The organism is Sphaerisporangium rhizosphaerae (assembly GCF_042665155.1).
Taxonomy (GTDB): Bacteria; Actinomycetota; Actinomycetes; order Streptosporangiales; family Streptosporangiaceae; genus Sphaerisporangium; species Sphaerisporangium rhizosphaerae.
The window spans coordinates 167,542-189,859 of sequence record NZ_JBHTCG010000015.1 but is presented as its reverse complement, the minus strand read 5'-3'; the positions used below and the strand labels follow the sequence as shown (position 1 = coordinate 189,859).

Sequence of the window (22,318 nt, the reverse complement as noted above, 5' to 3'; positions counted from 1 at the left end):
GGCATGAACGCCACCAGGAGGTTCTTACCGAGCGCCATCTCACCGTTGTCGGTGCACGGACCGTCGGCGACGACCTGGTTGACCTCCACCCGGTCGCCCTCGCGGACGATGGGCTTCTGGTTGAAGCTCGTGCCCTGGTTCGAGTGCTTGAACTTCGCCAGCCGGTAGGTCGTGCTCGTGCCGTCGTCGTTGGCGATCGTGACGTAGTCGGCCGAGACCTCCTCCACCACGCCGGCCTTCTGGGCGCTGATCAGGTCGCCCGTGTCGGTCGCCGCGCGGTACTCCATGCCGGTTCCGACCAGCGGGGCCTCGCTCCGGAGCAGGGGCACCGACTGGCGCATCATGTTCGCGCCCATGAGCGCGCGGTTGGCGTCGTCGTGCTCCAGGAACGGGATCATCGCCGTCGCCACCGACACCATCTGGCGCGGTGAGACGTCCATGTAGTGCACTTCGGTCGAGCGGACGTACTCGAACTCGCCGCCCTTGGTGCGGACCAGCACCCGCCCCTCGGCGAACCCGCCGTCCGCCGACAGCGGGGAGTTCGCCTGGGCGATCACGTACAGGTCTTCCTCGTCGGCGGTCAGGTAGTCGATCTCCTCGGTGACCCGGCCGTCCACGACCTTGCGGTAGGGCGTCTCGACGAAGCCGAAGGCGTTGAGCCGGGCGAAGCAGGCGAGGTAGCCGATGAGGCCGATGTTCGGGCCTTCGGGCGTCTCGATCGGGCACATGCGGCCGTAGTGGGACGGGTGCACGTCGCGCATCTCCACGCCGGCCCGCTCACGCGACAGACCGCCCGGACCGAGCGCCGACAGCCGCCGCCGGTGCGTCAGACCGGACAGCGGGTTGGTCTGGTCCATGAACTGCGACAGCTGGGAGGTGCCGAAGAACTCCTTCATGGCCGCCACGACCGGGCGGATGTTGATCAGGGTCTGCGGCGTGATCGCCTCGACGTCCTGCGTGGTCATGCGCTCACGGACGACGCGCTCCATGCGGGCCAGGCCCAGCCGGACCTGGTTCTGGATCAGCTCGCCGACGTTGCGCACCCGCCGGTTGCCGAAGTGGTCGATGTCGTCGACCTCCAGCGGCAGGCCGTCCGACTCCTCGCCGGCGTGCAGCCGCACCAGGTACTCGACCATCGCGACGATGTCGTCCTCGGTCAGGACGGTGACGTTGATGTCGGTGTCCGAGCCGAGCTTCTTGTTGATCTTGTAGCGGCCGACCTTGGCCAGGTCGTAGCGCTTGGGGTTGAAGTAGAGGTTCTCCAGCAGCGTCTGGGCGGACTCCTTGGTCGGCGGCTCGCCCGGGCGCAGCTTGCGGTAGATGTCGAGCAGGGCGTCGTCCTGGCCGGAGGTGTGGTCCTTCTCCAGGGTGGCGCGCATCGACTCGTACCGGCCGAACCGCTCGAGGATCTGGTCGTTGGTCCAGCCGAGGGCCTTGAGCAGCACGGTCACCGGCTGCTTGCGCTTGCGGTCGACGCGCACACCGACGCTGTCGCGCTTGTCGATCTCGAACTCCAGCCAGGATCCCCGTGAAGGGATGACCTTGCACCCGTAGAGGTCCTTGTCGGAGGTCTTGTCGACGTTGCGCTCGAAGTACACGCCGGGGGAGCGGACGAGCTGGGAGACCACGACCCGCTCGGTGCCGTTGACGATGAAGGTGCCCTTCGGCGTCATGAGCGGGAAGTCGCCCATGAACACCGTCTGGCTCTTGATCTCACCGGTGGTGTTGTTGATGAACTCCGCCGTGACGAACATCGGGGCGGAGAAGGTCATGTCCTTGTCTTTGCACTCGTCGACGGAGTACTTGGGCGGCTCGAACCGGTGGTCGCGGAACGACAGGGACATGGTCCCCGCGAAGTCCTCGATCGGGCTGATCTCGTGGAAGATCTCCTCGAGGCCCGACTGGGCGGGGACGTTCTTGCGCCCGGCCTGAAGAGCCGCCTCGACCCGGGCCTTCCATCTCTCGTTGCCCAGCAGCCAGTCGAACGACTCGGTCTGCAGGGCGAGAAGGTCGGGAACCTCCAGAGGCTCCTGGATGCGCGAGAAAGAGACGCGACGGGGACCGGCGGGTACGGCGGATGCGTTGCGCGAGGCTGCCAACAGATGTCCTTCCGAGGGCTCGCGGCGGGCTGACTGCACGCACGCCAGACGACCTCGCAACGTGAGCGAGCGGAGCGGGTCGACGAGAAGGCAGCGTGGAGGGATGAGCGTACTCGCTCTAATCGAATTTGTCCACGCTTACGCAGGCCCTATCCTTCCGGGCGCAACTTCATGATGACGTACGCCACTCTGCTTGTCAATCCTGAAGCGTCGCCGAGCGGGGACTTCACCCGGCGCGCGGATCGCCGTCACCGGTACGAAGTACTAACCGGGCGGACAACCGCCGACAAATCGCTAACAAAATCATTTACTCTCCCATGGCATCCAGAGATCACGGGAGTGTCAATGAACATTCGCGGGAAGGCGCCGGCCGCCGTCGCGGCCGGCGCGCTGGTCACCATCGCCACCCTCACCGCGGGCGGATCACCGGCGGCGGCCCAGGCCGCACCGGCGCCCGGGGACCCGGTCACCCACGAGCAGAACCCGCGGGTCCCCGAGGGCGCCGCGTGGACGGAGGCGTACTTCCCCTCCTCGGACGGCAGCGGCGTCGAGTTGCACGCCGACGTGCTGCGCCCGGCCGGACTGCCGGCCGACGCCAAGACCCCGGTCATCCTCTCCGTGGGGCCCTACTTCGCGCACGCCGGGCAGACCGGTCCAGAAGGCTGGGACAGGGTCGGGCCGTCGGCGCGCTTCCAGGACTTCGTCAACGGCGCCGGCCTCATGGCACGCGGCTACACCTTCGTGATGGTCGACCTGCGCGGCTTCGGCGGCAGCACCGGGTGCCTGGACTGGGTCGGCCCCGGCGAGCAGGCCGACGTCCGTGCCGCCATCGACTGGGCGGCCGGCCAGTCGTGGTCGACCGGCAAGGTCGGCATGTACGGCAAGTCGTACGACGCCGTCACCGGACTGGTGGGCAACAACCTCAAGCTGAGAAGCCTGAAGGCGGTCGTCGCGCAGGAGCCGGTCTGGAACATGTACAACTACCTGTTCAGCAACAAGGTCCCGCGCCCCAACGTCACCGGGACCCCGGCGGCGTACAACTCGATCGCGACGATCCCCGCGCTGGCCGACGACAGCGACCGGTACAAGGCGAACGCCCAGTACGAGGCGAGCCATCCGGAGTGCCTCAGCGACAACATGACCAACAACAACGACCCCGACCCCCGATCGGCGTACTGGCGCGCCCGTGACCTCGCCGCCCGGGCGGCCGGCACCGGCACGCCGTTGTTCGTGACCCAGGGCTTCATCGAGCCCAACACCAAGCCCGAGGACATGGAGGTGTACCTCGGCGCCCATCACGGCCGGGAACGCGGCTGGCTCGGCCAGTGGGAGCACGTGCGGGGCAACGACACCGACGCCTCCGGCCGGCTGTCGCAGGGGCGTGCCGGCTGGTTCGACGAGGTCATGCGGTTCTACGACCAGTACCTGCGCGGCGCCGGCCCGTCGGTGACCGACCCGGCGTACGCGATCGAGGACGGCCTCGGCGACTGGCGCGCCCAGGGCGCCTGGCCGGTGGTCACGACCTCCTACGACGCGCGGCTCTCCTCGGGCCGGTACGTCGACGACGGGGGAGGCGCGGCGGCTCCCCCGGCCGCCGCGGCCGATCGCGACCGCTGGGACATGGAGCGGGCGCCGCGGATCGAGTCGCTGACCGGCGCCGAGAGGAACAACGCGGCGGCCGGGCAGGGGGCCGCGGCCACCGCGAGCTTCTGGACCTGGTCCACGCCCGCCTCCCGGAAGCTGCGGCTCACCGGTACGCCGAAGATCAGGTTCAACGCCGGTGCGAGCGGGAACGTGATGGTCCGCCTGTGGGACGTCGCCCCGGACGGCACGGCGACGATGTTCGACGAGAACGTCGCCCTGCTGGAGGGCAGAGGAACGGTCGCGTTCAAGCTGAAGTCCACCGACTGGACCTTCGAGCGGGGGCACCGCCTGGGCGTCCAGATCGGGACCATCGACTCCAACCGCTGGCTGGACGTGCCCTCGGGCAACACGATCAAGGTGTCGGACGCGCGGCTGTCCCTGGAGGTGCAGGATCCGAGGTCCGACGTGCCGACCCAGGGTGACCGCTCGCCGTACCTGGACCAGTACCTCGCGGCGAACACCACCGCCCTCGGCGACGTGGGCCCCGCCACCTTCCCGCTGAAGATCTCCAAGAGCTGACCGGCCGGGTGCCCGGCCCTCCGTGCCGGGCACCCGGCCCTCCATCGCGAGGCCGGGGCCGCGGATCCGGCTTCCCTGTAGCGGGACCGCCGGTGGGCTCAGCGGGCCGCCGGGGTCGCGGGAGCGGGGCGGTGCCGGACGAGCAGGATGGTGGGGAGCGCCACGGCGAGGAAGGCGGCGGCGACCACGACGAAGCCCGTGTGGGCGGCGGCGGTGAGGGCCCCCGCGATCGCGTGGTGGATGGGGACGGCCAGCCCGGCGGGAGGCCGGCCGCTCGCGCCGTTCGCGGCCGCCTGGATCACCTGGCGTGAGACCTCGGCGGGCACGCCCGCCGCGTCGAGGCGGGCGGGGAGTCCTGCGGCGAACCTCGAGGTCAGGACGGTGCCGAGCACGCTGGCGCCGAGAACGGAGCCGAGCTGGCGGAACATGTTGACGATGGCGCTGGCCATGCCGGCCCGCTCGTGCGGAACGCTGATCACGGCGGCGGCCGTGGAGGGGGCGACGAGCAGGCCGGTGCCCGCGCCGAAGAGCAGGAGGCCGGGCCAGACCGGGCCGAAGCCGGCGGAGGGAGGGCTGAGCAGGAGCAGCAGCGCGCCCGCGGCGCCGAGGACGAGCCCGGCGGTGAGGGTGATCCTGAAGCCGACGCGCTTGACCAGCGGCGGGGCGAGGGCGCTGACCACGATGTAGGTCACGAACATGACCATGAGGAACACGCCGGCCGTCAGCGGGGTGCGTCCCTGGACCCGCTGGAGGTACAGGACGTTGAGCAGGGCGATGCCGGTGAAGCCGAACAGGGACGCGGTGGCGGACACCAGCACGGCGCTGAACGACGCCGAGCGGAACAGGCGCACGTCGACCATCGGCTGGGCGGCGCGCAGTTCGACCGCGACGAAGCCCGCCAGGGCGAGCGCGATGAGGACGTAGCCGGCGATGATCCCCGGGCTGGTGTACCCGGCGGAGCCGCCCTGGATGATCGTGAAGACCAGCGCGCCGACCGTGAGCGTCCCGAGGGCCAGACCGGCGACGTCCAGGCGTCGTGCGACGCCTCCGGTGGGGATGACCAGCGGGAACGTCAGGGCGAGCACGAGGGCTCCCGTCACGACGTTGAGCAGGTAGACCGCGTGCCAGGGGAAGGAGGCGAGCAGCAGGCCCGCGGTGACCGGGCCGATCGCCAGGCCCAGCCCGGAGCAACTGGCCCAGACGCCGATCGCCGCCGTTCTCTCGTGCGGCCGGGTGAAGGTGTGGCTGACGGTCGACAGGCTGGTGGGCAGAATGATCGCCCCGCCGACGCCCATGACGGCCTGCGCGAGGATGAGGGCCGCGGCGCCGCTCGACGCGAAGGCGAGCGCGCTGCCCGCGGTGAAGACGAGCGCGCCGGTGAAGAACGTCCGGCGGTGGCCGAGCCGGTCTCCGATCGTGCCGGCCGACAGCACGAGGCTCGCGACCAGCAGGCTGTACGCGCTGGTGATCCACACGGTGGTGGTGGCGGACGCCTGGAGGTCGGCCTGGATCTGGGTGAGCGCGGTCAGCGTGGCGGAGATGTTGAAGAACGCCATCATCATGCCCAGGCACACCACGACCAGGCTGATCCAGCGCCGCGCGTTCGAGGCGGGGAGAGGGGCGGTGTGCGCGCCGGCCGGGCGCGCTCCGGCGCCGGGGGCGCCTGAGCCCGGCATGCCCGGACCCGCGACGGCGGTGTCCGAGCTCGGGATGCCGGCGCCCATGCGGGATGGGCCGGTGCGGGTGGCGGGGTCGGAGAAGGGCATGCCCGAACCATAGCCATCTAGCTATGGTTTAGCAAAGTCAGCCCTGGGTCGGCCCCGGGTCGTGGGGGACGATGACGAGGTCGTCGAGCCCGAGCTCCCGGCCCGCCTCGTCGCGCGGCCTGATGGTGACGGGCGCGCCGGTCCGGCGTTCCACCACCCGGACGGGGCCACCGTCGGGCTGGAGGTACTTGTCGCCCCACTGCATGAGCGCGAGCACCGCGGGGAAGAGGTCCTTGCCCATCGCCGTCAGCACGTACTCGTGACGCGTGCGCTTGCCGGGCTCACGGTACGGGCGCTTGTCCAGGACGCCGAGCTCGACGAGCTGCTTGAGGCGCGCGGAGGCGACCGCGTCGGTGATGCCGACCCGCTCGGCGAAGTCGTCGAACCGCGTCGTCCCGTAGTACGCCTCCCGGAGCAGGAGGATCGCCGACCGGGTGCCGATCACGTCCATGGCCTTGCCGATCGAGCAGCGATCGGCCCGCCAGCTGGCCCTGTCGGCGAGGGGTCCTTCCAGGATCATGGCCATGGGGGGATTGTACTCTGGCTAGCTCCAGCCATAGTCAGGCGGGCGGCGTCTGGCTATGGCTGCTCATGGTCAGATGACCGTCGACGGGTGAAGCCCGGAAGCTGAAACTTTCGATGCCGGTCAGAGGCGCACATGGCGCCACCAGGCCAGGAGGGGCGATCGGCCTGAAAGCTCTCTGGCGGTCGTTGACGCCTCTGGAGGACCCTTCACAGACTGGCTCGCGAGCGGCGCTCTCCTGCCGACGATCAGCGTTCCAGGTGGAGGAACAGCGATGATCGACAAGGCCGTCCCGCCCGGCGGGCACCGGAAACGACAGCCAGGCGCTCGAAGCGCGTTCGTCGTCGGCCTGGTCGCCGCCCTCGGCGCGGGACTGCTCGCCCTGTCCGGGCCCGCCGACGCGGCGAGCACGCTCGGCGCGTCGGCCGAGGCGCGGGGCCGCCATTTCGGAGCGGCCGTCGCCGCCGCCCATCTGGGCGAAGCCGACTACACGACCGTGCTGAACCGCGAGTTCGACATGGTCACGCCCGAGAACGAGATGAAGTGGGACGCGGTGGAACCGGCCCGCGGCTCCTTCACCTACGTCCAGGGCGACCGCATCGTCGCCTCGGCGCGCGAGCACGGCCAGCGGGTGCGCGGGCACACACTGGTATGGCACTCCGGGCTCCCGCAGTACATGAGCACCCTGACGTCGGCGGACGAGCTGCGCGCGGCGATGAACGACCACATCACCGGCGTGATGAACCACTACAAGGGCCAGATCTACGCCTGGGACGTGGTCAACGAGGCGTTCCTGGACGGCAGCGGAGCCCGCCGCGACTCGATGTTCCAGCGGCGCATCGGCGACGGCTTCATCGAGGAGGCCTTCCGCACCGCCCGGGCGGCCGACCCTGACGCCAAGCTCTGCTACAACGACTACAACATCGACGACGCCGACGCCGCCAAGACCCGGGCGGTGTACGCCATGGTCCAGGACTTCACCGCGCGCGGCGTGCCGATCGACTGCGTGGGCCTGCAGTCGCACTTCAACGGCCAGGCGCCGGTGCCGGGCAACTACCAGCGCACCATCGAGCGGTTCGCCGCGCTCGGCGTCGACGTGCAGATCACCGAGCTGGACATCGAGGGCTCGGGCGGCGCCCAGGCCGACGGGTACCGCAAGGTGGTCAACGCCTGCCTGGCGGTCCCGCGCTGCACCGGCATCACCGTATGGGGTGTCACCGACAAGTACTCCTGGCGCGCCGGCGGCACCCCGCTGCTGTTCGACGGCGCCTACGGCAAGAAGCCCGCCTACGACGCGGTGCTCGCCGCGCTGAACGACGCCACGACTCCCACCCCCACGCCGACTCCCACTCCTACGCCGACGCCGTCCAGCACGCCGCCCACCGCGGCCTGCGGCGTCAGCGCCACCACGTCGGGCCAGTGGGGCGGCGGCTACATCGTCCGGCCGGTCACCGTGACCAACACCGGCGGCTCGCCCATCACGCGCTGGACGGTCACCTTCACCCTGCCGGCCGGGCACGCCGTCACCAGTTCATGGAACGTGTCCCTCACCACCGCCGGGCGGACGGTGACCGCCCGCGGCACCGCCCGCAACTCCTCCCTCGCCCCGGGCGCCGCCACGACGTTCGGGTTCTGGAGCAGCCGCCCCAACGGCGACCCCTCGCTGCCCTCGGGCTACACCTGCACCGCCGGCTGACCGCGCGTCGAGGCCGGCCCGGCGGTCCGGCCGGCGCGGGCTCAGGCTCGGGGCTGGACGGTGACCCGTCCGGGGCCCGGTGTGCCAGGGGGTCAGGTAGAGGGCCAGGCGCGTAGGGCGAACTCGGCGACGCGGAGGAGATCGTCGCGACCCGCGCCCGAGGCGGCCTGGACGGCTATGCCGTCGGTGACGGCGTGGACGAAGCGGGCCAGGTCGGCGGGGTCGCTGTCGGCCGGCAGGTCGCCTTCGTCGCGGGCCCGTTCGAAACGTGCCCGCAAGGCCATCTCGCCCGCCTTCCTGCGCGCCGCCACCTCGTCTCTGACCGGCTCGGCCTCCGGCCCGCACGCCTGGACGCAGCGCACGCTCAGGCACCCCCGGGGCGTGCCGGTGCCCGAGGTCAGCTCGACGGCTCCGTACACCATGCGCTCGGCGACCTCCCGCGCCCGGGAGGCGTCGAGGGCGCGGGCCGCGAAACCGCCCGGTCCGTCGATGTAGCGGTCCAGGACCTTGCGGAACAGGTCCTCCTTGTTGCCGAACGCGGCGTAGAGGCTCGGGCGGTTGATGCCCATGGCCGCGGTGAGGTCGGAGATGGCCGTCCCCTCGTACCCCTGGCTCCAGAAGACCTCCAGGGCGCGGTCGAGCGCGGTGTCGGGGTCGAACGCGCGCGGGCGTCCTCCGGGCATGTGCGCCTCCCAGATTTCGTACCTCTCAGTACATTACCCGTTGACGCCGCCTTCCGGGCCGGGCTAGTTTCATACCGCTCGATACAAAACTTCAGGAGGCGGATCAATGGGGCAAAGGCTTGGAAGGCCGATTCGCGTCGGCGTCGTCGGCGCGAGTCCCGGCCGGGGCTGGGGAACGGCCGCGCACCTGCCCGCGCTGCTCAATCTGGAGGAGTACGCGGTCACCGCCGTCGCGACGACGCGGCCGGACACCGCCCGGCGCACCGCCGCGGAGTTCGGGGTACCGCACGCCTTCGCGGGCGCCGCCGAGCTGGCCGCGCATCCGGAGGTCGACGTGGTCGCCGTCGTGGTGAAGGCGCCCGACCACGGGGAGGCGGTACGGGCGGCGCTCGCGTCCGGCAAGCACGTCGTGTGCGAGTGGCCGCTCGGCGTGGACGTGGACGAGGCCGAGAAGCTGGCCGCCGCCGCGGCCGACGCCGGCGTGGCGCACGCCGTCGTCCTGCAGGGCGTCCACTCGCCGGCGGCCGGGTTCGTCGCCGACCTCCTCTCCGAGGGACGCATCGGCCGGCTGGAGTCGATCACGCTGGTGGCCGCGGGGGACTCCCTCGGCGGGGCCCGCATCGCGCCGGAGCTCGCCTGGAGCACCGGCCCCGCCGCCGGGACCAACTTGCTGACCGTGATGGCCGGGCACTTCCTGGCCGTGGTAGAGGGCATCGCCGGCCCGTTCACCGAGGTCACCGCCACGCTCGGCTACCGACGCCCCCGCGTCGAGGTGATCGGGACCGGCGAGACGGTGCCCAACGCGGTGCCCGACCACGTGGCCGTGCACGGCCCACTGGAGGGCGGGGCGATCGGCGCGGTGATCGTGCACGGCGGCGACGCGGCATCGCCCGACGGGTTCCACCTAAAGATCAGCGGGTCGGAGGGGACCTTGACGGCCGCTCCTGCGCGGCCGGGGGTGTACCCGCACTGGGCCGACTGGACGGTCGCCTACGCCACCTCCGCCGGCGCCCACGGCGGCCCGTTCACCGTGGGAGCGCACGCCGACGGCGACACCGGGCCGGACGGCGGTACCCGAAGGGCGCACGGCGGTACCCCAAGTGTGGACGGCGGTACCCGAAGTGCGGACGGTGGTATCTCGAACGGGGACGGCGGTGGCGGTTCGGGGCGGGGGAGCGGTGCCGGAGGCGGTCAGGCGGCCGGCTCGGTGCCGCGCGGCGTGCCCGCCGGCCCCGCGGTGAACGTCGCCGCGTTCTACCGGCGGATCGCCCCGGCGCTCGCCGAGGGACGGCCGGCGCATCCCTCCTTCCACACGGCCGTGCGGCTGCACCGCCTGCTCGCCGCCATCGAGAACGCCGCGCGGACCGGCGTCCGCCAGATCATCGCCCCCTGACCTCGCGAGGAGTCGTCCTTCATGAAGATCTTGATCATCGGCGCCACCGGTTACATCGGGACACGCGTGGCCGCGGCGCTGGCCGGGGCCGGGCACGAGGTCGTGGCGCTGACCCGCCCGGGTGCGGCGAACCCGCCGTACGCGACGGTCACCGCGGACCTCGCCGACCCGGCCTCGCTGACCGGCGCCGCGACGGGGTTCGACCGCGTGGTGCACGCCGGACCGCCGCTCGGCGCCGAGGCGGACCTGGCCGGGGTGGACGCGCTGCTCGCCGCCGGCAGCCCTGTGGTCTACACGACGGGGGCGGCCGTCCTCGGGGCGGGTGCCGTGGACGAGGACAGCCCGCCCGCCCCGCACCCCATCGCCGCCTGGCGGCCGGAGGTCGAGCGCCGGGTGCTGGCGGCCGGCGGGTGGGTGATCCGCCCGGGTCTGGTGTACGGCCACGGCGGGGGCCTGGTCCACGGGCTGCTGGCCGCCAAGGCGGCCGAGCGGGGAGGTGGCGTGTACATCGGTGAGCCAGGGGTGCGCTGGCCGGTCGTGCACGTGGACGACCTGTCCGACCTGTATGTGGCCGTCGTGAGAAGTGCCGCGCCCGGCACCGTCTGGCACGGCATGGCCGAGACGGCCCGCCTCGACGCGATCGCGCGGGCGCTCGGCGGGGGAAGGGCGTCGTCGTGGCCTGTGGAGGAGGCGAAGGCGGAGCTGGGGCCGCTGGCGGACTTGTTCACCCGTGACCAGGACGTCTCCGCCGCCAAGACCCGCGAGCTGCTCGGCTGGACCCCGCGTCACACCTCGGTCATCGCCCACCTCACCGCCTGACCGGCGATCGGACCTCCACCGCGGGCCGGCGGGGAACGGCGGGAACGGCGGGAACGGCGCGGAACGGCGGGAACGGCGGGAACGGCGGGAACGGCGGGAACGGCGGGAACGGCGGGAACGGCGGGAACGGCGGGAACGGCGGGAACGGCGTCCACGGCATGGCCGGTGTCGAAGGGGATTCCACGGCGCGGGCCCCACGGTGGTGGGGCCGATGGTGGGTGCCGGGCGGGGCGGCCATGACGGGCGCCCCGCCCGGCGGGGGGTCAGAGCTGGCCGCTCTCGATGGCCTGCTTGATGGCGGTCTGGGTCTGCTGGTGCGAGGCGACGCCGTTGGCGACGACGAAGTCGATCAGCGCGTCGTCCGCGTCGAACGTCAGGCGCTCGGTGACCTTGGTGCCGCCGCCCTTCTGCACGGTGAAGCTGATGCGCTGGTGGGTGACGACGTTGGGCAGCGACCAGGTGTCGGTCTCGTAGAACAGCTCGTCCTCGTGGAGACGCTGCTGGGCGTGGGTGTGGGAGGAGACGATCGTTCCCTGGTAGGGGATGTCCTCGATCGCGGTGAAGTCGATGTAGCGCACGCCGCGCTGGCGCCAGTCGCGGTGGGTGGAGACCCGCGTGAGGAACGCCGCCCGGCCGATGTGGTTGTTGATGTTGGAGTACGCCGTGAAGACCTGATGGGCCGGGGCGTTGATCGTGATGGAGATCGTCTGGCTCTGCCGGGTGCGCCCCGATCCCGGGTGCGGGGGCGGCGAGGCGTCGTAGAACTTGTAGGTGTCCCACGCGGTCTGCCACTCCGCGGCCAGTTCGGCGTCGGTGGGCGTGGTGTCGGCGTGGGCGCCGCCGGACAGGGCGGTGAGGACGAAGGCCGCGGCGAAGAGCTGGGCCGCGAGAACCCGAAGAAGCTTTCTCACATGTACCTCAAGGGGGGACAGTAGGTGCAATAGATCTTCTATCGCATGTAAGCGGCATTCCGCCCGCTGTTGGTCAAAGACGGCATCGGCCCGGTCGGCGCAACTCCATGGCGATTCGCCGTACATCGAACCTTTGTCGAGAAAGACGACTCTCATCGGAGGACACGACCGAGACCCAGCACGGGGAAGGACCGACATGCCAGTGAACCTCGCCAACGGCGAACCGCTCGCCTGGGACGCGCCTGGCCTGGACGCCGACACCAAGGCGATGCTCGACAACCTGCAGGCCAACATCCTGCGGGCGCATGTCCGCGAGCACCTGTCGGTGCTGCTGGTGAGTTTCGGCGACGGCGCCGACGGCAGGCGGTTCCTGCACGGCCTGGTGCCGCTGGTGAAGTCGGCCAGGACGCACCTCGCGGAGGTCCGCGCCTTCAACGGCACGCGGGCCCCCGGCACCCCGTACGTCGGGGTGGGCATCAGCAAGCTCGGCTATCTCAAACTCGGCCACTCCACGACCGGGTTCACCGACAACGCCTTCAAATCCGGACTCAAGCGGCGCACGGACACGCTGAGCGACCCGCCGGTGAGCGCCTGGGAGGCGCCGTACCGAGGGGAGATCCACGCTGTCGTGCTCATCGGCGACGCCACCGAGGCCACGGTCACCGCCACCCGCGAGCGCGTCCTGGCGCTGCTGCCCGCGACCGCGACGATCGTCGGCGAGGAGAGCGGCCACGGGCTGCGCAACGCGCAGGGCAACGGCATCGAGCACTTCGGCTACATCGACGGCCGCAGCCAGCCGCTGTTCCTCGCCGACCAGGTGGCGGCCGAGCCCGGGCACAACTGGACGCCGTTCTTCCCGCTGAACCACATCCTGGTCGCCGACCCGCTGGCGCCCAAGCCGGCCCGGCACATGGGGAGCTACCTGGTGTTCCGGAAGCTGGAGCAGAACGTGCGGGCGTTCCGGCAGGCCGAGGAGGATCTGGCCGACGCGCTCGGGCTCGCCGGAGCCGACCGGGCGCTCGCCGGGGCCCTTCTGGTCGGCCGGTTCCGCAACGGCACGCCGCTGCGGCTGCACGGCAGGCCCAGCTCGGACGGCCATCCGGTGCAGAACGACTTCAGCTACCGCGACGACCCGGACGGCGCCAAGTGCCCCTTCAGCGCGCACATCCGCAAGACCAACCCGCGCGACTCCAAGGACGGCGGCCTCGAGCGCGTCCTTGGGGTGATGATGGCCCGGCGCGGCCAGACCTACGGCGCGCGCACCGACATCCCCTGGGATGACGCGCCGCCGCGGACTCGCCCGACCGGCGGGGTGGGCCTGCTGTTCATGGCGTTCAACGCGAGCCTGCAGTCCCAGTTCGAGTTCACCCAGCAGGCGTGGGCCGACAACTCCGGCTTCCCCGTGGAGGGGACCGGCCACGATCCGGTGATCGGGCAGGGCCGTCGTGAGGGCAAGGTGAGCTTCCCCAAGGCGTGGGGGAGCGAGCAGCACGGCGCGCCGCAACAGCAGGCGCCGCAGACCGTCACGATGAAAGGCGGCGAGTATTTCTTCATGCCGTCCCTCGCGTATCTCAAGAGCCTGTAAATCACCGGAGGCCGCTTTCCGGAATACCGGGTGAGGGCCGCGCGCGGCGTGCCACAGTGGAGGCGCGCCGCCTCGCCGGGGCGCCGTCAGAGGCAATTCACGCCGCCACGCGTCGAAGCCGGCCGGAGGTCCGAGTGGCGACAGCCGACAACGCAGGCCGCGGGAGATCGGGATGGCCGCGTCTCGCCGTGCCGGTCCTGGTAATGATCGCCATGGTGCTCATCGTCTCGGCCATCGGCGACTCCGCCGCGGCGCCCACCTCCTCCGGTCCTCCGGTGGCCTCCGCCTCCCCGTCGTGGTGCGATCAGCCGCCGTCCCGCGCGCTCGTGCGGCCCGGCGGCGGCGCCGTCACCTTCCCCGAGGTCTCCTACGCCGTCGACCACGCGGGCGGCCGCCCGCGCATCGATCTCGGGGGCAGCTACCAGGGCGTCGTCGACGAGGGCGAACGCGTCGCGGTGATCATGCGGGAGCCCGCCGGCTCGTACGACCGCGTGGCGGGCGACCTGCCCGGCGAGGGCGGCTACTCCTACCAGGGCGAGGTCCGGCTCGACGAGCGTGCGCACTGCTGGACGGCGCTCGCGCTGGGCTCGCGGCTCGCCTGGAGCCCGGCCGGGCGGCCGGTGTGGCACGTCTACCTCGTGCTGGTCCCGGTCGATTTCGCGGTCATGTCGGTGTCGGCGCGCGGCCGGGTCGAGGACGGCGTCTTCAGCGCTCTGCGGGTGCTCGCCGATTTCCTGGTCACGGAATAGCCGGTATAACGCGCTACTTTCTCCGCTTTCCGTAATATATCGGCAAATCCGGCGACTGCCGCCAAAGTGCCTCTTATCGTCCTTATCCCGTGCCGATCATTACGGGCCACGACGAAGGGTAGGAAGGTAGCGTCAACACGCCGTTATCAAGGGGGGCATATGATCAGGGCACTCAACAGAATGGGCATCCGGTCGGGCATGATGTACACGGCCGGTCTGATCTCCGTCGGCGCGTCGTTCGTCTCGTGGATGCTGTCCAAAGAGATGGAGCAGGACATCGCCCGCGCCGACCGCTGGGGCCTGTTCGTCGGTGAGTGGGCGCCGACGTTCTTCGCCATCGGCGTCGCCCTGCGCATCGAGGAGACCCGCCAGGAGATCATGTCCGGGCGCCCCGAAGAGGAGATGCGCCAGGAAGAGCGCATGGGCCGCCGCATGACCGCGGGGATCTAGGCGCACGTCCGCGATCGCCCCACCGCGGCGGCCACCGGCCGCGCGCCACCTGGCACGCGGCCGGCCCGGCTCAGTTCAGGGTGACGTACTTGCGGGGACGCAGCGCCTGCCGGCGCAGGGCCGTGAGAGCGGCGGCCTGCCCGGCCGGGGTCAGGGTGACGGGGACGGCCTCCTCGGGGGAGGGCAGGTCGTCGCGGGGGGCGCACAGGTGCAGCGCCTCCAGGCGGTGGCGCAGCTCCACCAGCGGCGCCGCCACGTCGGCCGGGGTGGTCGTCCGCCAGCCCTCGCCGACCACGACCTCGGTGACGCGCTCGGTGAGCGGGCCGCACGGCAGGTCGTCGCGCTCGACCAGGAGCATCAGCCCGACCTCGCGCACCGACATCTCCATCTCGCGCTCGCCCGTCGCGGGCGTCAGCAGGGCGGGAGCCGCCGCCTGCCACAGGGCGGCGGGGTCGTCCAGCAGCCGGCGCCCGGCCGGCGTCAGCACCAGAGCCCGGCCGGCGCGGGAGACCGCGCCGAGCTCGCGCTCGGCGATGCGGCGCAGGGCACGCAGCGCCGCCACGCCGCTCTCGCTGCGGGTGCCCGCCATCTCCCAGCCGAACCGCTCGGCCGCCTCGACGACCACGGCGCGGGCGATGTTGTGCTGCTTGGTGAGCGGCACGCCGGCGGGCAGGGCGGCCAGTTCGAGCAGCCACCGCAGAGCGGGGAACTGCGGGCCGTCGGGGACCGGGATCGGCGCGTGCAGGCGCACCTCGAACGGCTGCGCCAGGTCGCGGCGGGCGGCGCCCCGGCCGAGCACCCAGCGGTTGAGCCGCTCGCCGTGCACGCGGTTGACCCAGTTGTCGCCGCCCAGCTCGGTGCGCGGGGCGGTCAGCCAGCGGCGGGTGAGCGCCTCGGCCTGGGACTTCCAATCGCTCGCGGCGGGCACGAGCTCACCGGAGACGACGGCGAGCTCCAGCGCCGCCGAGCAGGCGAGGTGGGCGCCGAGCTCCTCGGGGCCCATGATCGAGCTCCAGTGCAGCTCGGGCACGTCGGGCGGCAGGACGCCGGTGGCATGCAGCGCGCGCTGGTAGGCCGCCGTCCCGGCGTCCTCGCCGCCGCGCGCGTACGTGCGCAGGATGCGCGCGGTGACCGGGGAGGTGCACAGCTCGGCGTAGCGCTCCATGCCGCCCAGCCGCAGCAGCCGGCCCAGGGCCAGGGCGAGATCGCCGTGCTCGCCGGTCACCTTCAGGGGGAGGGTGTACCAGAGGAACTCGCACACATCGAGCTGGGTGATCGTTTCTAACGGCTCGCCGCCGGTCAGCCATTCGACGGCCACCCGGGCGTCGTCGGCGACCTCCGGATCGGAGCGCTCGAGCTCGGTGAGGAGCGCGGCGACGTCGGGTGCGGGCATGCTTCGCAGTCTGCCGTATAGGGCCGGGCCCTGACGACGACCACCGCCACGGACGATTTCCACGTCACCTACCTGTAAGACCGGAAAGAGCAGAAGGGCTTGGTTGTAACGATCAGGGGGATCATGTCCGGGGTCATATCCAGCGGTCGAGGAGCATGCGCCGGTGCCAATCGTCGTAGGGGATGATCTCGGCGGCGATAACGGGGTACAGCCACCAGAAGTTAACCAGGGCCACGAGCACGAAGGCACCCGAAAGCGCGGCTCCGATGATCCTGCGCCTCGGATTGGCGCCGTTGGCCGGCCCGATGAGCAGCCCGGCCGCGAGCGTCAGCGCCAGGATCATGAACGGCAGCATGGGGGCGGTGTAGAACAGGAACATGGTGCGGTGGTCGGCGATGGCGTAGTAGACCCACGGCAGCCAGCCGACGCCGTAGGCCAGCAGCACGGCCCCGGCCCGCCAGTCGCGGGTGGCCACGTACCAGGCGATCAGCGCGATCAGCGCCACCACGGCGCCGTACCAGATGATGGGGGTTCCGACCCCGAGCACGGCCTGGGAGCACTTGTCCGCTTTGCAGCCGCCGGTGGGGCTCTCGTAGAAGAAGGCGACCGGGCGCAGCAGCAGCGGCCACTGCCAGGGCCACGACTGGTAGGGATGGGTGGAGTCCAGCCCGGTGTGGAAGCTCAGGACCATCCACTGGTAGTCCCACCAGGAGCGCAGCGAGTTGAAGACGAAGTAGACCCAGCCGCTGGAGGTGGCCTGGGCCCAGTTGCGGCCGTAGCCGTAGGCGGTGGCGAACCAGCCGGTCCAACTGGCCATGTAGGTCAGCGCGGGCACCACGGCGACCGCGACCAGCGAGGTGGGCACGTCGTGGCGGAACATGCCAGAGAACGGGCGGCGCAGTCCGACCGCGCGGCGGGCTCCGGCGTCCCACACCAGGCTCATGATCGCGAAGGCGATCAGGAAGAAGATGCCGCTCCACTTGATCGCGCACGCGGCGCCCAGACACGCCCCCGCCGCGATCCGCCAGCCGCGCATGCCGAGCCACGGGCCGCTCGCGTTCAACGGCGAGGTCTCGTACCAGTCAGCCAGGCGTTCGCGGGAGCGGTCACGGTCGACCACCAGGCAGGCGAACCCGCACAACACCCAGAACATCAGGAACACATCCAGCAGCGCCGTGCGGCTCAGCACGAAATGCAACCCGTCCAGCGCCAGCAGCAACCCCGCCATGCACCCCAGCAGCGTCGAACGCGTCATCCGCCGCGCCAGCCGGGCCAGCACCAGGATCGACACCGCCCCCACCAGCGCCGCCGCGAACCGCCACCCGAACGGATTCGCCCCGAACAACCATTCACCCACCCCGATCATCCACTTGCCGAGCGGCGGGTGGACGACATAGGAGGCGCACTGGTCCAGCTCGTTCGGGCCGCACTGCTTCCAGATGCCGGAGTTGCCGGCCAGGAGCATCTTGTCGGCGTCCTTGACCGCGACCCGCTCCACGCCGAAGTTGATCAGCGAGAGCGAGTCCTTGGCGTAGTAGGTCTCGTCGAACACGATCGCCTTGGGGGAGCCCAGCCGGTCGAACCGCAGGAAGGCGCCGAACAGCGCCACCAGGATCGGACCGAGCCACCCCCACAGGGGGTTCCCTTGGAACGGTGGAACCAGCCGGTCGCGGACCGAGCCCGGCTGTGCGGGGTCGTCGTGCGGCTCCGGCTGCTCGAAGTCCTGGTTAGGGAAGTCCGTCAGGGCCATCCGGACATCGTACGGGGCGGCTATTACGTCCAGCCTAAGAAACACCTCTTACGTACCCAATTGGGGGAGTCCTTCCAGGGAGCGACCGGTCGACGGCGCCCGCGCCCGTGGAACGTTCATGGGGAAGGATGGGCACCGTGAACGACAACGGCAGGCTGGTGCTGGCAGGGGCTCCGATCGGGCGCGTCGAGGACGCCTCCGCCCGGCTGCGGGAGGCGCTCGCCGGCGCCGACGTCGTGGCCGCCGAGGACACCCGCCGGCTGCGCCGGCTGGCCGCCGACCTCGGGGTCACGCTCGCGGGCCGCGTGGTGTCCTACTACGACGCCAACGAGGCGGCCAGGGCGGGCGAACTGCTCGCCGACCTCCAGGACGGGCGCACCGTGCTGGTCATCACCGACGCCGGGATGCCGGGGGTCTCCGATCCCGGCTACCGGCTGACGCACCTCGCGGTCGAGGCCGGCATCCCGGTGACGGCGCTGCCCGGTCCGTCGGCCGTGACGACCGCGCTCGCGATCTCCGGCCTGCCCAGCGACCGGTTCTGCTTCGAGGGCTTCCCGCCGCGCAAGCCCGGAGAACGGGCCCGGCGGCTGGCCGCGCTCGCCGCCGAGGAGCGCACCATGGTCTTCTTCGAGGCCCCGCACCGGTTGCGCGCCTGCCTGGCCGCGATGGCCGAGGCGTTCGGCGCCGAGCGGCCCGCGGCGGTCTGCCGCGAGCTGACCAAGACCTACGAGGAGGTGCGGCGCGGCCCGCTGTCGGAGCTGGCGGCCTGGGCCGAGGGGGACGTGCGCGGCGAGATCACGCTGGTCGTCGCCGGGTACGCGCCCGGTGACGCCGAGCCCGACATCGGCGCGCTGGTCGCGGAGGTGGCCCGGCGGGAGCAGGCGGGGGTGTCGCGCAAGCAGGCCATCGTCGAGGTGGCCAAGGCCGCCGGCGTCCCCAAGCGCGAGCTGTACGACGCCGTCCACCGCGCCTGACGCCCCTGCCGCGGGGCCTGATCTCTGGATGCGGGTGGCGCCCTGCCAATAGGGTGCCCGGGTGTCCGTTCGCGTCTTCCTTCCGAGATTCGCCAGAAACACGCGACTTGTCGCCGGAGCGCCGCTCCGACCGCCCGGCGAGGCCGGCGACGTCGGCGACGCCGTCGGGAGCGCCGAGGACGCGGCCCCCGTGCCGGTGCGCGACCGGCTGGTCCCGCCGTTCCAGGGCGGCGCCCTGTGGGGGTGGCTGAGCCCGATCCTGGTGGCGGTGTTCGGCGCCCTGCTGCGGTTCGACCGGCTCGGCACCCCCAAGGCGGTGGAGTTCGACGAGACCTTCTACGCCAAGGACGCGCTGTCCCTGCTCAGGTACGGCGTCGAGCGCACCTTCCTCGGCACGGACAAGGACCCGATCGCCGACCGGCGGCTCATCGCCGGCAGGGACGACCTCTGGGTGAGCTGCACCCCCGACAACCTCGACCCGTGCGCGCAGTACGTGGCGCACCCGCCGTTGGGCAAGTGGATGATCGGGGTGGGTGAGTGGTTGTTCGGGGCGAATCCGTTCGGGTGGCGCTTCGCGGCGGCGCTGGTGGGGGCGGTGTCGATCCTGGTGCTGGCCCGGCTGGCGCGGCGGATGACGCGTTCGACGCTGCTGGGGTGCATGGCGGGGTTGCTGCTGGCGCTGGACGGGCTGCATTTCGTGCTGAGCCGCACGGCGCTGCTGGATGTGTTCCTGATGTTCTGGGTGTTGTGCGGCTTCGCCTGCCTGGTGGTCGACCGCGACCGCTCCCGCGAACGCCTGGCGGACTGGTACGAGACCTCGCCGCTGAGCGACGGCGGACCGTGGCTGGGCATGCGACCTTGGCGGATCGCGGCCGGGGCGTGTCTCGGCGCGGCCTGCGCCACGAAATGGAGCGGCATCTTCTTCCTGGTGGCCTTCGCGGTGATGAGCCTGGTGTGGGACGCCGGAGCCCGCCGGGCGGTCGGGCTGCGCCGCCCGTTCTCCGGCATGTTCCGCCACGATGTGCCCACCTCACTGGTCGCGGTCGCCGCCGTACCGGCGCTGACGTACACGGTGTCCTGGACGGGCTGGTTCGCCACCGCCTACGGCTACGGCCGCAACTGGGCCCAGGCGACCTCCAGCGGCTGGGTCTACTGGGTGTTCAGCTCGGCGCGGTCGTGGATCGACTACCAGCTCCAGGTGCTCACCTTCCACACAGGCCTGGAGCAGACCCATCCCTACCAGTCGTGGCCCTGGCAGTGGCCGCTGCTGCTGCGCCCGGTCGCCTTCTACTACCAGAGCCCCAAGGGATGCGGCGCGGCCAGCTGCTCGCAGGCGACGCTCGGGGTGGGCACGCCGGTCATCTGGTACGGCGCGCTGGTGGCGTTGATCGCGCTGATCGCCTGGTACGTGGCCGCCCGCGACTGGCGGGCCGGCGCGGTGCTGCTGGCCTACGGCGTCGGCTGGCTGCCGTGGGTCTACTACGCCATCGCCGACCACCGCACCATGTTCCTGTTCTACATGGCGCCCGTGGTGCCGTTCATGATCCTGGCGCTGACGCTCGCGGCCGGGCTGCTCATCGGCCCCTCCCGCGTCACGGGCTCCCGCAGGGCCGTCGGGGCGGCGGTGACCGGGGCGTTCGTGCTGCTGAGCATCGCCAACTTCGCCTGGCTGCACCCCGCGCTGACCGCCGAGCTCATCCCCTACGACGACTGGTACCGGCGCATGCTCCTACGCAGCTGGATCTAGCCGCGTCTCGGCGGGCGGCGCCGGCTCGCCGCGGCGCGCGGGCCACAGGCCGTGCCGGACGGCGATGGCGGCCGACAGGAAGGCCAGCGGCGCGGCGGGCAGCAGGTAGCGGTAGTCGAACTCGGCGGTGGCCGCCGGCGCGACCACCAGGGCCGCGGCCGCCACCAGCGGCAGCAGCCCGGGCCCGCCCAGCCGGCGCCAGCGCACGACCGCCCCGGCCGCGCCCACCAGCATCGCCAGTCCGAGCCCCAGACCGGGCATGGCGGCGACGCGCTGGTAGCGCTCCATGACCGTCGCCCACGGCCAGTACACCCGGGTGCTGGCCCTGCCCTGCTCGTAGGCGACCATGTCGCGGTCGGTCCAGCCCAGGTAGCTCGGCCAGTGGGGGAGCGAGGTCAGCAGCCGCGTGGTGTCGTGCCGGTTCACGCCCTTGCCGTCGAACTGGTACTGGTTCCAGGTGTTGGGGTCGGGGAAGACCGGCCGGTCCCAGCGGAAGCTGCGCAGCAGGTCGCCGGTGACGGCCGCCAGGTAGTCGCCGGGCTGGGCGAGGATGGCCCGCTTGGCGAACGTGCCCGCCGCGTCGTTCAGCGACCGGTCGAACTTGTCGGCGCCGTAGCGGTGCAGGACCTCGCCCCAGCCGCTGTACCAGAGGTAGAGCTGGGAGAACTTGCTGCGTTCGACGTTGGGGTTGATGCACAGGGGGATGAGGTTCTGCTCGCGCTGGACGTCGATCTGCATCTTCCTGCAGTCGGCGAACTTGGCGGTGCGCATGTAGAGGATCAGCCCGTCGCTCTGCGTCATCGCGAACTGGCCGTTGACCGCCGAGAACCACCCCATGTACGCGACCACCGGCACCGCGCAGGCGGCCACGACGGCGACCACGGGTTTCCAGTGGGTGCGCTTGACCAGCAGGAAGACCACCACGACGGCGAGAATGGGCAGGCCGATGCTGCGCGTCAGCGCCGTCAGGGCCAGCAGCAGCCCGACGGCGGCCCCCGCCTTCCACGACAGCCGCCTGTGCCACAGCACCAGCGTGACCACGCCCACGATGAGCAGCGTGAACATGGTGTCCGACATGATCATCTGTTCGAGCTGGATCTGGTAGGCGTCGAACAGCACCGGCACGGTGGCCAGGGTCGCCCCCCAGTCGGGCAGGCCAAATTTGCGCCTGAGAAGCGCATAGACCAGCACCGCCGTCGCCAGCCCCATGAGGTGCTGGGTAAAGACCACCAGCGCGAAGCTGTGGAACGGCTTGAGGATCAGCAGCCAGAATCCGTACCCGTCCGGGCGAATGGGGTGCGGGCGGGGGTGCAGGGCGACCGAGACGTACTCGTAGGAGTCGTTGAACCACATCGCCGGCCGGTAGCCGAGCATCGCGATCACCCGCAGGACCGCGCCGAGCGCGACGGCGATCACGAACAGCCGCCGCGTCCTGACGAACTCCCAGAGTCGCGCACCCTTGCGCGGCGTGGGCAGGCCGGCCTGTGCCGGGTCGGCAACGGTCACCATGGTTTACAGGATGCCAGCCCTTTCGACGTCTTGACCCGAGCACCGGGGGGCAGAGGGCATCATGGTTGAACTACGCAGACGATGATCGAGGCGCGAACGAGGGGTTTC

Annotated in this window: 17 protein-coding genes; 9 read left to right on the top strand and 8 right to left on the bottom strand. The window is 71.4% G+C overall.

Annotated features, from left to right (window positions below; all coding sequences use genetic code 11):
• A partial coding sequence (rpoB, locus tag ACFQSB_RS22910; RefSeq protein WP_380828945.1) for a DNA-directed RNA polymerase subunit beta occupies positions 1-2,099 on the bottom strand: 2,099 nt, incomplete at its 3' end.
• A 345-nt stretch (positions 2,100-2,444) separates the two neighbouring features.
• Here rpoB and ACFQSB_RS22905 point away from each other — a divergent pair.
• The gene (locus tag ACFQSB_RS22905; protein WP_380828944.1) at positions 2,445-4,262 is read left to right on the top strand and encodes a CocE/NonD family hydrolase; all 1,818 of its coding nucleotides are present in this window, start codon (positions 2,445-2,447) and stop codon (positions 4,260-4,262) included.
• A 98-nt stretch (positions 4,263-4,360) separates the two neighbouring features.
• On the opposite strand, the gene ACFQSB_RS22900 is transcribed toward ACFQSB_RS22905, so the two are convergent.
• Both ACFQSB_RS22900 and ACFQSB_RS22895 read right to left on the bottom strand, forming a co-directional pair.
• Complete coding sequence (locus tag ACFQSB_RS22900; protein WP_380828943.1) at positions 4,361-6,028, bottom strand: MFS transporter; 1,668 nt, start codon at positions 6,026-6,028, stop codon at positions 4,361-4,363.
• A 37-nt stretch (positions 6,029-6,065) separates the two neighbouring features.
• On the bottom strand, positions 6,066-6,554 hold the full coding sequence (locus ACFQSB_RS22895; RefSeq protein WP_380828942.1) for a winged helix-turn-helix transcriptional regulator: 489 nt from the start codon (positions 6,552-6,554) through the stop codon (positions 6,066-6,068).
• A gap of 271 nt (positions 6,555-6,825) precedes the next feature.
• Between ACFQSB_RS22895 and ACFQSB_RS22890 the strand changes: the two genes are divergently transcribed.
• On the top strand, positions 6,826-8,247 hold the full coding sequence (locus ACFQSB_RS22890; protein ID WP_380828941.1) for an endo-1,4-beta-xylanase: 1,422 nt from the start codon (positions 6,826-6,828) through the stop codon (positions 8,245-8,247).
• Positions 8,248-8,339: 92 nt separating this feature from the next.
• Here ACFQSB_RS22890 and ACFQSB_RS22885 read toward each other — a convergent pair whose 3' ends face one another.
• Positions 8,340-8,930, bottom strand: coding sequence for a TetR/AcrR family transcriptional regulator (locus ACFQSB_RS22885; protein WP_380828940.1), 591 nt, complete (start codon positions 8,928-8,930; stop codon positions 8,340-8,342).
• A gap of 106 nt (positions 8,931-9,036) precedes the next feature.
• Between ACFQSB_RS22885 and ACFQSB_RS22880 the strand changes: the two genes are divergently transcribed.
• Together ACFQSB_RS22880 and ACFQSB_RS22875 are read left to right on the top strand one after the other, a co-directional pair.
• Positions 9,037-10,323, top strand: a complete 1,287-nt coding sequence (locus tag ACFQSB_RS22880; RefSeq protein ID WP_380828939.1) for a Gfo/Idh/MocA family protein — start codon at positions 9,037-9,039, stop codon at positions 10,321-10,323.
• Positions 10,324-10,344: 21 nt separating this feature from the next.
• Positions 10,345-11,142, top strand: a complete 798-nt coding sequence (locus ACFQSB_RS22875; protein ID WP_380828938.1) for an NAD-dependent epimerase/dehydratase family protein — start codon at positions 10,345-10,347, stop codon at positions 11,140-11,142.
• A 263-nt stretch (positions 11,143-11,405) separates the two neighbouring features.
• On the opposite strand, the gene ACFQSB_RS22870 is transcribed toward ACFQSB_RS22875, so the two are convergent.
• A complete protein-coding gene (locus ACFQSB_RS22870; RefSeq protein WP_380828937.1) occupies positions 11,406-12,053 on the bottom strand; it encodes a hypothetical protein in 648 nt (215 codons plus the stop codon).
• 196 nt (positions 12,054-12,249) lie between these two features.
• Here ACFQSB_RS22870 and ACFQSB_RS22865 point away from each other — a divergent pair, with 196 nt between their 5' ends.
• The 3 genes from ACFQSB_RS22865 to ACFQSB_RS22855 all read left to right on the top strand — a co-directional run bounded on the left by ACFQSB_RS22865 (position 12,250) and on the right by ACFQSB_RS22855 (position 14,837).
• Positions 12,250-13,638: a Dyp-type peroxidase gene (locus ACFQSB_RS22865; RefSeq protein WP_380828935.1), complete on the top strand. Its 1,389-nt coding sequence runs from the start codon at positions 12,250-12,252 to the stop codon at positions 13,636-13,638.
• Between the two features lie 188 nt (positions 13,639-13,826).
• On the top strand, positions 13,827-14,387 hold the full coding sequence (locus ACFQSB_RS22860) for a hypothetical protein (RefSeq protein WP_380828934.1): 561 nt from the start codon (positions 13,827-13,829) through the stop codon (positions 14,385-14,387).
• 159 nt (positions 14,388-14,546) lie between these two features.
• Positions 14,547-14,837 (top strand): hypothetical protein, encoded by a 291-nt coding sequence (locus ACFQSB_RS22855; RefSeq protein ID WP_354853832.1) that lies wholly within the window; start codon positions 14,547-14,549, stop codon positions 14,835-14,837.
• A 70-nt stretch (positions 14,838-14,907) separates the two neighbouring features.
• On the opposite strand, the gene ACFQSB_RS22850 is transcribed toward ACFQSB_RS22855, so the two are convergent.
• Both ACFQSB_RS22850 and ACFQSB_RS22845 read right to left on the bottom strand, forming a co-directional pair.
• Positions 14,908-16,230, bottom strand: a complete 1,323-nt coding sequence (locus ACFQSB_RS22850; RefSeq protein ID WP_380828933.1) for a hypothetical protein — start codon at positions 16,228-16,230, stop codon at positions 14,908-14,910.
• 133 nt (positions 16,231-16,363) lie between these two features.
• Complete coding sequence (locus ACFQSB_RS22845; RefSeq protein WP_380828932.1) at positions 16,364-17,980, bottom strand: dolichyl-phosphate-mannose--protein mannosyltransferase; 1,617 nt, start codon at positions 17,978-17,980, stop codon at positions 16,364-16,366.
• A 137-nt stretch (positions 17,981-18,117) separates the two neighbouring features.
• On the opposite strand from ACFQSB_RS22845, the gene rsmI reads away from it, so the two are divergent.
• Together rsmI and ACFQSB_RS22835 are read left to right on the top strand one after the other, a co-directional pair.
• On the top strand, positions 18,118-18,954 hold the full coding sequence (rsmI, locus tag ACFQSB_RS22840) for a 16S rRNA (cytidine(1402)-2'-O)-methyltransferase (RefSeq protein WP_380828931.1): 837 nt from the start codon (positions 18,118-18,120) through the stop codon (positions 18,952-18,954).
• Positions 18,955-19,015: 61 nt separating this feature from the next.
• The gene (locus ACFQSB_RS22835; protein ID WP_459117350.1) at positions 19,016-20,701 is read left to right on the top strand and encodes a dolichyl-phosphate-mannose--protein mannosyltransferase; all 1,686 of its coding nucleotides are present in this window, start codon (positions 19,016-19,018) and stop codon (positions 20,699-20,701) included.
• On the opposite strand, the gene ACFQSB_RS22830 is transcribed toward ACFQSB_RS22835, so the two are convergent.
• A complete protein-coding gene (locus ACFQSB_RS22830) occupies positions 20,684-22,210 on the bottom strand; it encodes a hypothetical protein (protein WP_380828929.1) in 1,527 nt (508 codons plus the stop codon). The two genes, ACFQSB_RS22835 and ACFQSB_RS22830, sit on opposite strands and share 18 nt — an antisense overlap.
• Between the last annotated feature and the right edge of the window lie 108 nt (positions 22,211-22,318).

Bases quoted from the DNA above. Each gene is read 5' to 3' on its own strand.
- ACFQSB_RS22905 (WP_380828944.1), top strand. From the start codon at position 2,445: ATGAACATTCGCGGGAAGGCGCCGGCCGCCGTCGCGGCCGGCGCGCTG.
- ACFQSB_RS22900 (WP_380828943.1), bottom strand. From the start codon at position 6,028: ATGCCCTTCTCCGACCCCGCCACCCGCACCGGCCCATCCCGCATGGGC.
- ACFQSB_RS22895 (WP_380828942.1), bottom strand. From the start codon at position 6,554: ATGGCCATGATCCTGGAAGGACCCCTCGCCGACAGGGCCAGCTGGCGG.
- ACFQSB_RS22890 (WP_380828941.1), top strand. From the start codon at position 6,826: ATGATCGACAAGGCCGTCCCGCCCGGCGGGCACCGGAAACGACAGCCA.
- ACFQSB_RS22885 (WP_380828940.1), bottom strand. From the start codon at position 8,930: ATGCCCGGAGGACGCCCGCGCGCGTTCGACCCCGACACCGCGCTCGAC.
- ACFQSB_RS22880 (WP_380828939.1), top strand. From the start codon at position 9,037: ATGGGGCAAAGGCTTGGAAGGCCGATTCGCGTCGGCGTCGTCGGCGCG.
- ACFQSB_RS22875 (WP_380828938.1), top strand. From the start codon at position 10,345: ATGAAGATCTTGATCATCGGCGCCACCGGTTACATCGGGACACGCGTG.
- ACFQSB_RS22865 (WP_380828935.1), top strand. From the start codon at position 12,250: ATGCCAGTGAACCTCGCCAACGGCGAACCGCTCGCCTGGGACGCGCCT.
- ACFQSB_RS22855 (WP_354853832.1), top strand. From the start codon at position 14,547: ATGATCAGGGCACTCAACAGAATGGGCATCCGGTCGGGCATGATGTAC.
- ACFQSB_RS22850 (WP_380828933.1), bottom strand. From the start codon at position 16,230: ATGCCCGCACCCGACGTCGCCGCGCTCCTCACCGAGCTCGAGCGCTCC.
- ACFQSB_RS22845 (WP_380828932.1), bottom strand. From the start codon at position 17,980: ATGGCCCTGACGGACTTCCCTAACCAGGACTTCGAGCAGCCGGAGCCG.
- ACFQSB_RS22830 (WP_380828929.1), bottom strand. From the start codon at position 22,210: ATGGTGACCGTTGCCGACCCGGCACAGGCCGGCCTGCCCACGCCGCGC.